This is a genomic window from Conexibacter woesei DSM 14684, assembly GCF_000025265.1.
Classification (GTDB): Bacteria; Actinomycetota; Thermoleophilia; order Solirubrobacterales; family Solirubrobacteraceae; genus Conexibacter; species Conexibacter woesei.
Window position 1 is genome coordinate 2212082 of the sequence record NC_013739.1, and the last position, 14020, is coordinate 2226101.

Genomic DNA, 14020 nt, shown 5'->3' on the forward strand with positions numbered 1-14020 from the left:
ACAGTGTTTCCCTTCCCTCCCGGTGCTGGTTCAGTGAACGGCATGAGCGCCACGCTGCACCCGAGCACCGCCGAGCTGCTGGCCGCGGAGCGGTCCCATCTCCACGAGACGACGACCGCCTCTCGCCGCCGCTTCGCCCGCGCCGCCGCGCTGATCCCGGCCGGCGTCGCATCCGACTTCCAGGGCCGCGCGCCGTACCCGATCTACCTGACGGAGGGACGCGGGCCGCACGTCTGGGACCTGGACGGCCGTCAGTACGTCGACCTCCACTCGGGCGCGGGCGGCGCGCTCGCCGGGCATGGGAACCCGCAGGTCGCGCGCGCGGTCGCCGACGCCGCGGCGCGCGGCACCTGCCTCGCCGCCGCGAGCGTCCACGCCGAGCCGGTCGCGCGTGAGCTGGCCGGCCGCTTCGGCCTGCTGCACTGGCGTTTCGTCAACTCCGGCAGCGAGGCGACGATGGCCGCGCTGCGGTTGGCGCGCGCGTTCACGGGCCGCGACCTCGTCGTGAAGCTCGAGGGCAGCTACAACGGCCACCACGACGCGGTGCTCGTCTCGATCGCCGCCGGCGCGCTCGCCGCCGACGACGACGGCCTGCGCCATCCGGTCGAGGCCGGCGTGCCCGACGCGACCGCGCGGCTGACGCTGCCGGCGCCGTACAACGACCTCGACGCGCTCGCGGCGATCCTCGACGCTCACCGCGACCGGGTCGCCTGCGTGGTGCTCGAGCTGCCGCTGCTGACGCCGACGGCGATCGTGCCGCGGCCCGGCTACGTCGAGGGCCTGCGGGAGCTGACACGCCGCCACGGCGCGCTGCTCGTCGTCGACGAGGTGAAGACCGGCATCGCGGTCCACCACGACGGAGCGCGCGGCCTCTACGGCATGACCCCGGACGTGGTCGCGCTCGGCAAGAGCTTCGCGGGCGGCACGCCCTGCGGGGCGCTCGGCGCCACCAGCGAGGTCGCCGCGCTGCTGGCCGACGGGCGCGCGCACGTGTACGGGACCTTCAACGGCAACCCGCTGACGATGCGCGCCGCGCTCGTCACGCTGCGCGACGTCCTCACGCCCGGGCGGCACGAGGAGCTGAACGCGCTCGCGCAGCGGCTCTGCGCGCACGTCGCGCGGATCGCCGACGAGCACGGCGTCCCGTTCGCGGCGAGCGCGTTCGGCGCGAAGGGCGCGCTGCGGCTCACGCGCGCGCCGATCGACGACGCCGGGGCGTGGGCGGCGGCCCATCCGCCCGAGCTCGTCGAGCTCGTCTGGACCTTCCTGGCCAACCGCGGGGTCTTTCTCGCCCCCGCGCCCGACCTGCGATGGACGGTGACCGTCGCGCACCGTCCGTCCGACATCGACCACGTCGCAGACGTCCTCGCGGAGCTGGCCTCCGCCTGGACGCGCGCAACCACCACCTGAGCGGAGACACACCGGCATGAGCACCATCGAAGCCACCCGTCACCTCCACATCGGCGGCGAGCCCGTCGCGCCGTCGTCCGACGAGACGATCGAGGTCCTCGACCCGGCGACCGGCAGGCCGATCGCGACCGTCCCGGCGGCGGGGGCCGAGGACGTCGAGCGCGCGGTCGCCGCGGCCGCCAGGGCGTTCGAGGAGTGGCGCTGGAGCACGCCGGCCGAGCGCGCCGACGTGCTGCTGCGACTCGCCGACGCGCTCGGCGCCGCGGTGCCCGAGCTGGGCGAGCTGGAGTCGCGCAACACCGGCAAGCCGCTCGCCGCGGCGCGCGGGGAGATCGCCGGCGTCGTCGACAACCTGCGCTTCTTCGCCGGCGCCGCGCGCTGCCTGCACGGTCCGGTCGTCGGCGAGTACAAACGCGACTTCACAACGATGATCCGGCGCGAGCCAATCGGCGTCGTCGGCCTCATCACGCCGTGGAACTACCCGCTGAACATGGCGATCTGGAAGCTCGGCCCGGCGCTCGCGTGCGGCAACACCTGCGTCCTGAAGCCCTCCGAGCTGACCCCGTTGACGACGCTCCGGCTCGCCGAGATCGCTGCGGACATCATTCCCCCCGGCGTGCTCAACGTGATCACCGGCACGGGCGAGGTCGCCGGCGCGGCGATCGTCGAGCATCCGCTCGTGCGGCTGATCTCGCTGACCGGCGACACCGCCACCGGCCGCGCCGTCGCACGCGCCGCCGCGCAGCGGCTCAAGCGCGTCCACCTGGAGCTGGGCGGCAAGGCGCCCGTCGTCGTGCTCGACGACGCCGACCCGCAGGCAGTCGCGCAGTGCCTGCGCGGCGCGAGCTTCTGGAATGCCGGGCAGGACTGCACCGCGGCGACGCGCGTGATCGCCGGCGCGAAGGTCTACGACGAGCTGCTCGGCGAGCTCGCGACGGCCGCCGCGTCGCTGAAGGTCGGGGCGCCCGGCGTCGACGACGTCGAGATGGGGCCGCTCATCAGCCGCGGCCAGCAGGAGCGCGTGCTCGGCTTCATCGAGCGGGCCGGTGGCGAGGTCGTCACCGGCGGCGGCAGCCGCGACACCGGCTTCTTCGTCGAGCCGACTGTCGTCGCGAACGTCGGCCAGCAGGACGAGATCGTCCAGCGCGAGATCTTCGGCCCGGTCGTCACCGTCCAGCGCGCCGACAGCGCCGAGGAGGCGATCCGGATGGCGAACGACGTGCCCTACGGCCTGTCGGCGTCGATCTGGAGCCGCGACGTCGGACGCGCGCTCGACGCCGTCCGCCGGCTCGAGTTCGGCACCGTCTGGGTCAACGACCACATCACGTTCGTCTCCGAGATGCCGCACGGCGGCTTCAAGGAGTCGGGCTACGGCAAGGACCTCTCGATGTACGCGCTGGAGGACTTCAGCAACGTCAAGAACGTGATGGCGAGGCTCGGCGCGTGACGGCCGCCGGCACGCGCGGCGCCGGCCTCGGCGGGGCGCTGCTGAAGCCGCGCGTCGGCGCGGCGCCGGAGGTGTTCGTGCGCGGGGAGGGCGTCGACCTGATCGCCGCCGACGGCCGGCGCGTGCTCGACGCCTGCTCGGGCGTCGGCGTCACCTGCCTCGGGCACACGGCGCCGTCGGTGGTCGCGCGGATGGCCGAGCAGGCCGCCGCGCTGCCCTACGTCCACGCGCTGCGCTTCGAGACCCCGCCGCTGCTCGAGCTCGCCGAGCGGGTGGTCGAGCGCGCGCCGGAGGGCATCGACCGGGCGCTGTTCGTCTCCGGCGGCTCGGAGGCGGTCGAGACGGCGATCAAGCTTGCGCGCCAGTACTGGCTCGAGCGCGGGCGCCCGGACAAGTGGCGCGTCGTCGGCTGCCGGCCGAGCTACCACGGCAACACGCTCGCGACGCTCTCCGCCGGCTGGCACGAGCGCCGCCGCGTCCGGCACGCGCCGCTGCTGCTCGACTTCGCGCACGTCCCCGCACCCGACAGCTACCGCGGCTGCGAGCGCTGTCAGAGCGACACGGGCTGCACGGCCGCGTGCGCGGACGCGCTCGACGAGCTGCTGGTCGAGCTCGGGCCGGAGACGTTCTCGTGCTTCCTGATCGAGCCGGTCGCGGGCGCGGCCGGCGGCGCGACCGTGCCGCCGGCCGGCTACCTCGAGCGGATCCGCGAGATCTGCGACCGCCACGAGATCCTGCTCGTCGCCGACGAGACGATCACCGGCTTCGGCCGCACCGGTCGCTGGTTCGGCGTCGACTGGAGCGATGCGCGGCCTGACGCGATCACGTTCGGGAAGGGGATCAGCGGCGGCTTCGCGCCGCTCGCCGGGATCGGCGTCAGCGAGTCGATCGCCGAGGCGTTCATCGACGGATCGGGCCGCTTCGAGCACAACTTCACGATGTCGGGCCAGGCGATCGCGTGCGCGGTCGGCTGCGCGGTGATCGAGGAGCTGGAGTCGCAGCGGCTCGTCGAGCAGGTCGCCAGGCGCGAGTCGGCGCTGCGGGCCTCGCTGGAGACGCTGCTCGAGCTCGACGTGGTCGGCGACGTGCGCGGCCGCGGATACCTGTTCGCCGTCGAGCTGGTCGCCGACCGCGCGAGCAAGCGTCACTTCGACCCGTCGCTGCGGGTCGCCGAGCGGGCCGCGAGCACGACGCTCGAGGAGGGCGCCGTCGTCTACTACGGTGGCGGCGGGATCTCGCGCTCGGGCGACTTCCTGCTCGTGATGCCGCCGTTCACGACGCCGGTGGACCGCTTCGACGAGCTGGCCGCGTCGATCCGGCGCGGGCTGCTGCGCCTGACGAGCGAGCTGGCGGCGTGACGGGAGCGGACCGGATCGCGATCGTCGGCGGCGGCGTCGCCGGGCTCAGCACGGCGATGCACCTCGGCCGGCTCGGCGTGGGGGCGAACGTCACGCTGTTCGAGGCGCGGCATCCCGCGGCCGGCTCGTCCAGCCGCAGCGTCGGCGACGTCGGCGTGCTGTACGAGGGGGCGGACGAGCTGGCGATGCGGCTCGAGGCGCTCGCCTTCTTCGAGCAGGTCGCGGAGGAGGTCGGGCTGCGCTTCGTCGGCGGCCTGCGGGTCGTCGACGACGCCCGCCACCGCGAGCGGCTCGAACGGGCCGTCGCCGCCTACTCGGGGCAGGGGATCGACGCGCGCCTGCTGGAGCCCGACGAGTTGACGCGCGTCGTGCCCGACATGCGCGTCGACGACCTCGCCGCCGGCCTGTGGGCCGACCGCGCCGGGCACATCGACGGCGCGCTGCTGTGCAACGCGTATCTCGAGCGGGCCCAGGCCGCCGGCGTCACCGTCGTGGCGCGCGCGCCGGTGCTCGACGTGACGAGCGGGCAGCGACGGCGCTTCCGGCTCGTGACGGCGAGGGGCGAGCACGAGGCCGACGTCGTCGTCAACGCCGCCGGCGGCTGGAGCCGCGCGCTCGGCGAGCTGCTCGGCGCGCCCGCTCCGATCGTCTCGCAGCGCCACCAGGTCTGCCTCGCGCGCGTCCCGCAGGGACTCGCGTACCCGATGCCGCAGTTCCAGGACTCGTTCGGCTACGTCGACAGCGGCCGCGGGCTCTACCTGCGGCCCGAGAGCGAGACGACCTTCATCGCGGGCATGCACCACAACTACGTGCCCGGCTCGCCGTCGGAGGATCCCGACGCGTTCAGCGGCGCGGTCGACCCCGACTACGTCGAGGTGCTCGCGGAGGCGCTGATGGAGCGCTTCCCCGGCCTCGACGAGATGGGCCTGAGCGAGGGCTGGACCGGTCTCTACCCGCTCAGCCCCGACGACCACCTCCTCGTCGGCCCGTACGCCGGGGTGCCGGGCGTCGTGGCGGCGACCGGGCTCGGCGGCGCCGGCATCCAGACCTCGTACGCGGCCGGCCGCCTCGCGGCCGAGTGGATCGTCAGAGGCGAGCCGAGCGGACTGCGCGACCCGGCCCGGTACCTGCCCGACCGGCCGGCGCTCGCCGCCGTCGCGACGGGGGCGTCGTGAGCGCCGCGCCGTTCGTCTGGCGGCCTGACGCGGCGCTCGTCGAGCGGGCCAACGTCACGCGTCTGATGCGCGCGCTCGGCGTCGGCGACTACCGCGCACTGGTCGAGCGTGCGGCGGCCGATCCGGAGTGGTACTGGCGGGCGGCGCTCGACGACCTCGGGATCGCGTTCGCGCCCCCGTTCGACGCGCTGTGCGACACGCGCGCCGGCGCGCCGTGGGCGCGCTGGTTCACGGGCGGCGGTGTCAACGTCGCCGCCCATTGCGTCGACCGCTGGGCGGCGCGGCGCCCGGACGCCCCGGCGCTCGTCGCCGAGCGCGAGGACGGCCGCGTCACGACCTGCGACTTCGCCGAGCTGGCGGCGGCCGTCGACGGCCTCGCGGGCGTGCTCGCCGAGCGCGGCGTCGGGCACGGGGCCCGCGTCGCGCTGCTGCTGCCGATGGGGCGCGACGCCGTCGCCGCGCTGTTCGCGGTGGCGAAGCTCGGCGCCGTCGCGGTGCCGATGTTCACCGGCTTCTCCGCCGCCGCGATCGCCCAGCGGATGGACGACGCCGGCGCGCGGGCGATCGTCACCGCCGACGCGTCGCTGCGCCGCGGCCGGCCGGTGCCGTTGGCCGGCAGCGCGACGGCGGCGGCGCGCGAGGCCGACGGGGCGGAGGTGATCGAGATCGCCGCCGACCCCCGCGGCGGCGACCTGCACTGGGACGCGCTCGTCCGGCGCGGGCGTGCGGCGCCGCGCGCGGCGGCCGCGACTCACGCCGAGAGCCCGCTGATGATCAACTACACCTCCGGCACGACCGGCGCGCCGAAGGGCGCCGTCCACGTGCACGGCGGCCTGCTGGCGAAGGTCGCGGCGGAGGCGGCGTACCTGACCGATCTCGGGCCGGACGACCGCGCGCTCTGGATCACAGACCTCGGCTGGCTGATGGGCCCGTGGCTGCTGATCGGCGCCTACGCGGCCGGCGCCTGCCTCGTCCTCTACGAGGGCGCGCCGGACCAGCCCGACCGCGATCGGCTGTGGCGCGTCTGCGCCGACCATCGCGTGACGATGCTCGGCGTCTCGCCGACGCTCGTGCGCGCGCTGCGCCGCGACGGGAGCCCCGCCGCCGACCACGACCTGTCGGCGCTGCGGATCCTCGCCTCGACCGGCGAGGCGTGGGACGAGGCGGCCTACCGCTGGCTGCTCGACGCGGTCGGCAACGGGCGCTGCCCGATCGTGAACGTCACCGGCGGGACGGAGGTCGGCGCCTGCTTCCTCGGCCAGCCGCCCGTGCTGCCGGCGAAGGCCTGCTCGGTCGGCCTGCCCGTGCCGGGCATGGCCGTCGACGTGCTCGGGCCGGACGGGAGTCCGACCGGCGGCGCCGTCGGGGAGCTGGTCTGCCGCGGGCCGTGGCCGGCGCAGACGCGCGGCTTCTGGCGCAACCGCCAGCGCTACCTCGACGCGTACTGGTCGCGCTGGGAGGGCGTCTGGGTGCACGGCGACTGGGCGTCGTACGACGACGACGGCTGGTGGTTCCTGCACGGCCGCTCCGACGACACGATGAACGTCGCCGGCAAGCGGATCGGGCCGGCGGAGATCGAGGACGCGGTGCTCGCGCTGCCGTCCGTGGCCGAGTGCGCGGCGATCGGCGTGCCGGACCCGCTGAAGGGGACGGCCGTGTGGTGCTTCTGCGTGCTCGCGCCCGGCGCCGATCCGCCGCCCGGCGCGCTCGAGGGGGAGGTGCGCGCCGCGCTCGCGGCGACGATCGGCAAGGCGTTCGGGGGCGTGCGGGTGCACGTCGCGGAGGCGCTGCCGAAGACGCGCTCGGGCAAGGTCGTGCGCCGCGCGATCCGCGCCCGCGCACTCGGTGAGGACCCGGGCGACCTCTCGTCGCTGGAGTCGCCGGCGGCGCTCGACGCGATCGACCGTGCACTCGCCGCGGTCCGCTGATCGCTCCATCGGTCGCGCTCATCCCCCTGTGAGGAGCTCGCGCTTTCGTCGCGGGCGAGCGCTCTCGAAGATGCCGTGAACGTCAAGCGGCCGGGTGGTGAGCGGCCGAGGGAGTGAGGGAAGAGCTGTGGAGGATCGGAACCTGACGCGGCGCGAGTTCGCGGCGCGAGGCGCAGCCCTGGCGCTCATCGGACTCGTGCCGGGCGCGCTGGCCGCCTGCGGCGGCGGCAGCAGCGGCGATGGTGGAGCGGGCGACTCGCTCGACATGATCGTCGGCGAGCTGCCGCTGCAGCTGACCGGCACCCGGCAGCTGATCCAGGGCGCCGGCGCGCTACTGATCGCGCTCGAGCCGCTCGTCGTCGCCGACCCCAGGGGGCGGATCGAGCCGAGCCTCGCGCGGCGCTTCGAGACGCCCGACCCGCGCACGTTCGTCTTCGACGTCCGGCCGGGCGTCAGATTCTGGGACGGCGAGCCGCTGACGGCCGCGGACGTCGCCTACTCGCTGGAGCTGCATCGCACCGACGTGGGCTCGATCCTGAACCGCTGGTGGGCGCTCGCCGAGCGCGTCGAGACGGACGGCTCCGACCGCGTCGTCGTCACGCTCGAGCGGCCCTATGCCGGCTTCGTCTACGCCGTCGCCCAGACGCCGATCGTCCAGCGCGCCTACAACGAGCGGCACAAGCAGGCGATCGGCACGCCGAAGGCGCTCAACATGGGCACCGGGGCGTGGAAGTTCGAGCGCTTCGACCCCGACAAGAGCATCGAGCTGGTCGCCAACGACGACTACTGGGGGGAGAAGCCGCGTTACCGCCGCATCACCACCCGCATGGTCGCCGACCCGTCGACCGCCGCGCTGTCGATCAAGACGGGGGAGGTGACCGGCAACCTCGCGGTGCCGGTCACCGACACCTCGCACTACGAGAAGCTCGGCGGGGTGCGGGTCGAGCAGCGGCCCAGCACCGCGGTCTGCGTCATCACGCTCAACACGCTGTACGCGCCGTGGGACGACGTCAACGTGCGCCGCGCGATGCAGCACGCCGTCAACCGGCAGGCGTGCGTCGAGGGCGCGCTCGGCGGCCACGGCCAGCCGGAGCTGTCGATCGTCAGCGAGGCGGCGCTGCGCGAGGTGATGCCGGCCGAGGACGCGAGCGCGCTGCTCGCCGAGATCGAGCCGCTCGTCGAGTTCGACCTCGACAAGGCGCGGGCCGCGCTGGCGGAGTCGGCCCACCCAGACGGCTTCGAGGTCGGCACCGTGATCGACGGCGAGACCGAGATCGTGCGCACGCTGGAGCTGATCAAGCAGGATCTCGCCGAGATCGGCATCACGCTGAAGATCACCCAGGCGCCGTCGTCGGTCTACGAGGAGCAGTACGGCAGCAGCAGATACTCGCTCGGCTCGTACACGGTCACACCGGACAGCGGCGACCCGCTCACCAACCTCGTCGGCGGCGCCTTCGACAAGGCCGGCGTCACCGAGACCGGCGGCAACGGCCCCAACGCGACCAACTTCACGTCGCCCGAGCTGCAGCGGCTGCTCGAGCAGCTGCGCGCGACGCCGCTGAGCGACAGAGCGCGCCGGGCCGAGCTGTGCGCCGAGATGGTGCGCTACAACGCGCGTGAGGCGCTCTACGTCGGTGTCTGGTCGCCGCGGGCGGTGCTCGCGATCAACGACGCGTACAGATACCCGGCATTCAACGAGCTGTGGTGGCAGACGCGCTGGCCGGACCAGATCGAGCGGAGCTGAGGGCGGATGGGACGGGCCGAGCTCGCGCGCTTCGCGCTGAAGCGCCTCATCACCTCGATCCTCGCGGTCGTCGCGATCTCCGTGCTGGTGTTCTCGCTGATCCAGCTGGCGCCCGGGAGCCCGGAGCACGCGGTCGGGATCGCCTCGCCGCAGAACGCCACGCCGGCCTTCTTCGCGCAGCTGCGGGCCCACTACGGGCTCGACGAACCGGTCCCCCTGCAGCTGGCGCGGTTCCTCGGCAACGCCGGCCAGCTCGACTTCGGCGTCTCGTACCGGACCAACGAGGATGCGCTCCCGCTGGTCGTCGAGCGGCTCGGCGTGACCGGGCCGCTGTTCGTGATGAGCGCGCTGTTCGCGCTCGCGTGCGGGCTGCTGCTCGCGGGGGTCGCCGCCTACCGCAGCGGCACGGCGCTCGACCGCGCGAGCCAGAACGCCGCGATCTTCATGCTCAGCGCCCCCGCCTTCGCGGTCGGCACGCTCCTGCTGTACTGGTTCGCGGTCTCGCTCGGGTGGTTCCCCGTGCTCGGCGAGGGCAGCGGCGTCGGCGGCCGGCTGTGGCACCTGACGCTGCCCGCGCTCACGCTCGGGCTGACCGGCGTCGCCGTCGTCTTCAAGAACCTGCGGCCCCAGCTGATCGGGATTCTCGAGCAGGACTACGTCACCTTCGCGCGCGCACGCGGCTTCTCGCCCGCCACGCTGCTGCGCGCCTTCGTGCTGCGCAACGCGCTCGTCACCCTGATCACGACGACGAGCGTGATGCTCGTCGGCTTCATCTCGACCGCGGTGGTGGTGGAGATCACGTTCGGGCTGGACGGCATCGGCTCGCTGCTGGCCGACTCGATCCTGCAGCAGGACATCCCGGTCGTGCAGGCGACGACGTTCCTGATCGCGTTGTTCGTGATCGCCGTCAACTTCGTCACCGACCTTCTCTACTTCGTCGCAGACCCGCGCATCCGCGCGGAGGAGGGCCGCGCATGAGCACGCTGCTGACCGACCCGGCGGCTCCCGGGCGGCGGCAACGCGCGGGCCTGGCGTCGCGCCTGCCGCGCCCGCGCGTGCCGGTCGTCACGCTGCTCGCCGGGCTCGTGCTGGCGGCGGTCGTCGTCTGCTTCCTGGTGCCCGGGCTGGTCGAGACGCACGACCCGGCGCGGGCCGACGTGACGGCGCGTCTGGAGGGACCGAGCGCGCAGCACCTCGCCGGCACCGACTCGCTCGGCCGCGACGTCTTCTCGCGCGTGGTCGCGGGGACGCGGGCGGCGGTCGGCGGGCCGCTGGTGATCGCCTTCGGGGCGATCTCGATCGCGACGCTGCTCGGGATGCTGATGGGATATCGCCGCGGCTGGCTCGACGTCGTGCTCAGCCGCGCGGTCGACGTGCTCTGGGCGCTGCCCGGGCTGCTGATCGTGATCGTCGTCGTCGGAGTGATCGGCGGCGGCTACTGGGCCGCCGTCGCGGTCCTGATCGTGCTGTTCGTGCCCGAGCCGCTGCGCCTGGTGCGCGCGGCGACGATCGAGCAGACGGTCAAGCCGTACATCGAGGCGACGCGCATGCTCGACCTCGGGACGGTCCGCGTGCTCACCCGCCATCTGCTGCCGAACCTCTACCCGATGCTGGCGGCGAACTTCTTCCTCAGCTTCACGTACGGCATCTCCGCGCTCGCGAGCCTGTCGTTCCTCGGGCTCGGCGACGGACCGGGCTCGACCAACTGGGGCCGGCTGCTGGCCGAGAACCGCGCCGACGTCTTCACCAACCCGTGGGCGGCGATCGTCCCGGCGCTCGCGATCATCCTGACCGCGGTCGCGGTGAACCTCGTCGGCGGCGCGATCTACGAGCGGCTCGCGAGCCGGGGGAGCGCGCGGTAGATGGGCGTCCAGACGGTGACGGGGACGGTGCCGGCCGAGGCGCTCGGCGTCGTCTGCCCGCACGAGCATCTCGTCTGCGACCTGACGGCGCTCTACGGACCGCGCGCCGATCCGGCGGCGCCGTCGGGGCCGTGCGTCGCCGACCCGCGCGTCGCCGACCCGCGCGCCGGCGAGCTGCGGCTCGGCGACCCCGCGCTCGCGACGCGCGAGCTGGAGCGCTTCCGCGCGGCCGGCGGCGGCACGATCGTCGACGTCACGCTGCGCGACATCGGACGCGACCCGCTGGCGCTGCGGGCGCTGTCGGAGGCGACCGGCGTGCACGTCGTGATGGGCTGCGGCTGGTACGTCGCCCCTTCGCATCCGCCGGAGCTGGCCGCGCGCGACGTCGACGAGCTGGCCGCCGAGCTGATCGGGGAGCTGCGCGACGGCGCCGACGGCACCGGCGTGCGCGCGGGGATCATCGGCGAGATCGGCACGAGCCCGCGGCCGACCGCCGCGGAGCGGAAGGTGGTGCGCGCCGCGGCGCGCGCGCACCTGGAGACGGGCGCGCCGATCACGCTCCACGCGTGCAGCTCGACGCGCCACGCGCTCGAGCTGATCGAGCTGATCGGCGCCGAGGGCGTGACCGACCTCGGCCGGGTGATCGCCGGCCACCAGGACTGCGTGCTCGATCGCGACTACCACCGCGAGCTGCTGCGCGCGGGCGCGATCGTCGAGCTCGACCTGTTCGGCCACAGCTACTACGCGAGCGAGGGCTTCCACCTGCCCGACGACGCCGAGCGCGTCGAGATGGTGGTCGCGCTGTGCGAGGAAGGCTGGACCGACCGGCTGCTGCTCTCGCACGACATCTGCATGCCGTCGCAGTGGCACGCCAACGGCGGCGTCGGCTACGCCCACCTCTCGACGGCGATCGAGCCGCTGCTGCGCGCCCGCGGCCTCGACGACGACGCGATCGACCGGATGCGCCGGCGCACGCCCGCGCGCGTCCTCGACTTCGCCCCCTGACCAAAGCAGAACGCAACAAGGAGTGAACGGGATGTTCCAATACTTTTCGACGAACTACTGGTGGTCGCTGATGGCGATGGGCGCGCTCCAGACGGGCGGCGAGATCTCCGAGATCGACGAGATCTGCCGCCCGCTCGAGACGCTCAGCCGGCGCGGCGTGGAGGACCACGGCGCGAACGAGGAGTGGTTCGCGGCGTGGACGAAGATGGGCCACCGGCTCGAGCGGCTGGCGAAGGCCGACGCGGAGGCCGGCTTCCCGCTCGGGGCCGCGCGCAAGCACTACCGCGCGGCGCTGTACTTCAGCGTCGGCGAGTTCGCGCTCGATGCGCGCGTCGTCGCGCGCGGGCGCGAGGCCTACGTGCGCGGGCTGGAGAACTTCCGCCGCGCGGTCGAGCTGTCCGGCGACCCGGTCGAGCTGGTCGAGATCCCGTACGAGGACACGACGCTCGACGCGCTGTTCATCCGCGCCGAGGGCGACGGGCCGGCGCCCTGCGTGATCCACTTCGGCGGCGCCGACTCGGTCAAGGAGCACCTCTACCTGCGCTACAAGAACGAGTTCAGCAAGCGGGGCGTCTCGCTGCTGATCGTCGACCACCCCGGCGTCGGCACGGCGATCCGCCTGAAGGGGCTGCCGACCCGCGCCGACATCGAGGTCGCCGGCACCGCCTCCGCCGACTACCTCGCGACGCGCTCGGACGTCGACATGGAGCGGCTCGGCATCTGCGCGATGAGCCAGGGCGGCTACTACGCGCCGCGCATCGCCGCGCTCGAGAAGCGCATGAAGCTGTGCGTCGTGTGGGGCGCGATCTGGGACATGGAGACGATCGTCAACGAGTACAACTCGATCACGCGCGGCAAGCTCAAGCCGAAGCAGCACCGCACCTTCGGCGGGCTGGAGCCCGAGGAGGTGATGGAGCGCATCAAGCAGATGACGCTCGAGGGCCTCGCCGACAAGATCGAGTGCCCGATCCTCGTCATCCACGGCGAGAACGACCAGCAGGCGCCGCTGTGGCGTGCGCGCAAGACGTGCGACGAGGCGATCAACGCCCCGCGGCGCGACCTGAAGGTCTTCACGGTCGAGGACGGCGGCGCCGAGCACTGCCAGGTCGACATCATGACGATGGCGACCGACTACATCGTCGATTGGACGGCGCAGCGCTTCCGCGAGATGGAGGCGGCCTGACCGCCCGCGCGGGCGGGCTCGAGGTCCTCGCGCGCGGGCTCTCCTTCCCGGAGAGCCCGCGCTGGCGCGACGACCGCCTGCTCGTCTCCGACTTCCACACCCGCCGGGTGATCGCGTTCGGCGCCGACGGCGCGGTCGAGTCGCTTCACGAGCTGGCGCACCAGCCGTCCGGGCTCGGCTTCGACCCGCGCGGGCGGCTGCTGGTCGTCTCGATGGAGGATCGCCGCGTGCTGCGGGAGCGGGAGGGCCGACTCGTCCTTCACGCCGACCTCGCGGCGCTCGCCGGCGGCCCGCTCAACGACATGCTCGTCGACCCGCTGGGGCGGGCGTACGTCGGCAACTTCGGCTCCGACCTGGAGCGGGGCGCGCCGCTGGCGCCGGCCTGCCTCGCGCTCGTCGACCCGTCGGGCGAGGCGACCGCGGTCGCCGACGGCCTGCTGTTCCCCAACGGCATGACGCTCGACCCGGCCGGCGAGACGCTGCTCGTCGCCGAGACCTACGGCTGCCGCATCAGCGCGTTCGACGTCCGTGCCGACGGCCGCCTGGAGAATCGCCGCACCTGGGCGCGCTTCGGCCCACCGGCCGTCTGCGGCGCGGCGCCGCCCGCCGCGCAGCTGCCGCTGCTGTCGGTCTGTCCGGACGGGATGGCGCTCGACGCGGAGGGGGCCGTCTGGATCGGCGACGTCGCGGGCGCAGGCGCGCTGCGCGTCCGCGAGGGCGGGGAGGTCGTCGAGCGGATCGAGACGCCCGGGCTGACCGTCTACGCCGTCGCGCTCGGTGGTCCCGATCGGCGCGACCTGTACCTCTGCGCGGGCCCGCATTGGCCCGACCACGACCCGGCTCGGCGCGACAGCGTCGTGCTGCGCCGTCGCGTCGACGTGCCCGGCGCCGGCCTACCCTGACCGCGC

General features: G+C 74.0%; 11 protein-coding genes. All 11 read left to right on the forward strand.

Translation table 11 applies throughout. From position 1 onward, the window contains the following. The first annotated feature begins 42 nt into the window (after positions 1–42). Positions 43–1410 carry an aspartate aminotransferase family protein gene (locus CWOE_RS10515; protein ID WP_041732136.1) on the forward strand — a complete coding sequence of 456 codons (1368 nt, stop codon included), beginning with the start codon at positions 43–45 and terminating at the stop codon, positions 1408–1410. A 16-nt stretch (positions 1411–1426) separates the two neighbouring features. Beyond that, positions 1427–2857: an aminobutyraldehyde dehydrogenase gene (locus tag CWOE_RS10520; protein WP_012933586.1), complete on the forward strand. Its 1431-nt coding sequence runs from the start codon at positions 1427–1429 to the stop codon at positions 2855–2857. Then, positions 2854–4215 carry an aminotransferase family protein gene (locus tag CWOE_RS10525; protein WP_012933587.1) on the forward strand — a complete coding sequence of 454 codons (1362 nt, stop codon included), beginning with the start codon at positions 2854–2856 and terminating at the stop codon, positions 4213–4215. Before CWOE_RS10520 ends, CWOE_RS10525 begins: the two co-directional genes overlap by 4 nt. Then, on the forward strand, positions 4212–5390 hold the full coding sequence (locus tag CWOE_RS10530) for an NAD(P)/FAD-dependent oxidoreductase (protein WP_012933588.1): 1179 nt from the start codon (positions 4212–4214) through the stop codon (positions 5388–5390). The genes CWOE_RS10525 and CWOE_RS10530 overlap by 4 nt, the downstream gene beginning before the upstream one ends. Continuing rightward, positions 5387–7318, forward strand: a complete 1932-nt coding sequence (locus CWOE_RS10535) for an AMP-binding protein (protein WP_012933589.1) — start codon at positions 5387–5389, stop codon at positions 7316–7318. Before CWOE_RS10530 ends, CWOE_RS10535 begins: the two co-directional genes overlap by 4 nt. A gap of 127 nt (positions 7319–7445) precedes the next feature. After that, on the forward strand, positions 7446–9062 hold the full coding sequence (locus CWOE_RS10540; protein ID WP_012933590.1) for an ABC transporter substrate-binding protein: 1617 nt from the start codon (positions 7446–7448) through the stop codon (positions 9060–9062). A gap of 6 nt (positions 9063–9068) precedes the next feature. Further along, positions 9069–10040 (forward strand): ABC transporter permease, encoded by a 972-nt coding sequence (locus CWOE_RS10545; RefSeq protein ID WP_012933591.1) that lies wholly within the window; start codon positions 9069–9071, stop codon positions 10038–10040. After that, the gene (locus CWOE_RS10550) at positions 10037–10924 is read left to right on the forward strand and encodes an ABC transporter permease (RefSeq protein ID WP_012933592.1); all 888 of its coding nucleotides are present in this window, start codon (positions 10037–10039) and stop codon (positions 10922–10924) included. The genes CWOE_RS10545 and CWOE_RS10550 overlap by 4 nt, the downstream gene beginning before the upstream one ends. Continuing rightward, positions 10925–11929: a phosphotriesterase family protein gene (locus tag CWOE_RS10555; RefSeq protein WP_012933593.1), complete on the forward strand. Its 1005-nt coding sequence runs from the start codon at positions 10925–10927 to the stop codon at positions 11927–11929. Positions 11930–11960: 31 nt separating this feature from the next. Continuing rightward, positions 11961–13112: an alpha/beta hydrolase family protein gene (locus CWOE_RS10560; protein ID WP_012933594.1), complete on the forward strand. Its 1152-nt coding sequence runs from the start codon at positions 11961–11963 to the stop codon at positions 13110–13112. After that, positions 13073–14014 carry an SMP-30/gluconolactonase/LRE family protein gene (locus CWOE_RS10565; protein WP_012933595.1) on the forward strand — a complete coding sequence of 314 codons (942 nt, stop codon included), beginning with the start codon at positions 13073–13075 and terminating at the stop codon, positions 14012–14014. Before CWOE_RS10560 ends, CWOE_RS10565 begins: the two co-directional genes overlap by 40 nt. Positions 14015–14020: the final 6 nt, after the last annotated feature.

What these genes read in the sequence shown, in the direction of transcription:
- CWOE_RS10560 (WP_012933594.1), top strand. Translation starts at nt 11,961, where the DNA reads ATGTTCCAATACTTTTCGACGAACTACTGGTGGTCGCTGATGGCGATG.
- CWOE_RS10515 (WP_041732136.1), top strand. Translation starts at nt 43, where the DNA reads ATGAGCGCCACGCTGCACCCGAGCACCGCCGAGCTGCTGGCCGCGGAG.
- CWOE_RS10550 (WP_012933592.1), top strand. Translation starts at nt 10,037, where the DNA reads ATGAGCACGCTGCTGACCGACCCGGCGGCTCCCGGGCGGCGGCAACGC.
- CWOE_RS10545 (WP_012933591.1), top strand. Translation starts at nt 9,069, where the DNA reads ATGGGACGGGCCGAGCTCGCGCGCTTCGCGCTGAAGCGCCTCATCACC.
- CWOE_RS10555 (WP_012933593.1), top strand. Translation starts at nt 10,925, where the DNA reads ATGGGCGTCCAGACGGTGACGGGGACGGTGCCGGCCGAGGCGCTCGGC.
- CWOE_RS10520 (WP_012933586.1), top strand. Translation starts at nt 1,427, where the DNA reads ATGAGCACCATCGAAGCCACCCGTCACCTCCACATCGGCGGCGAGCCC.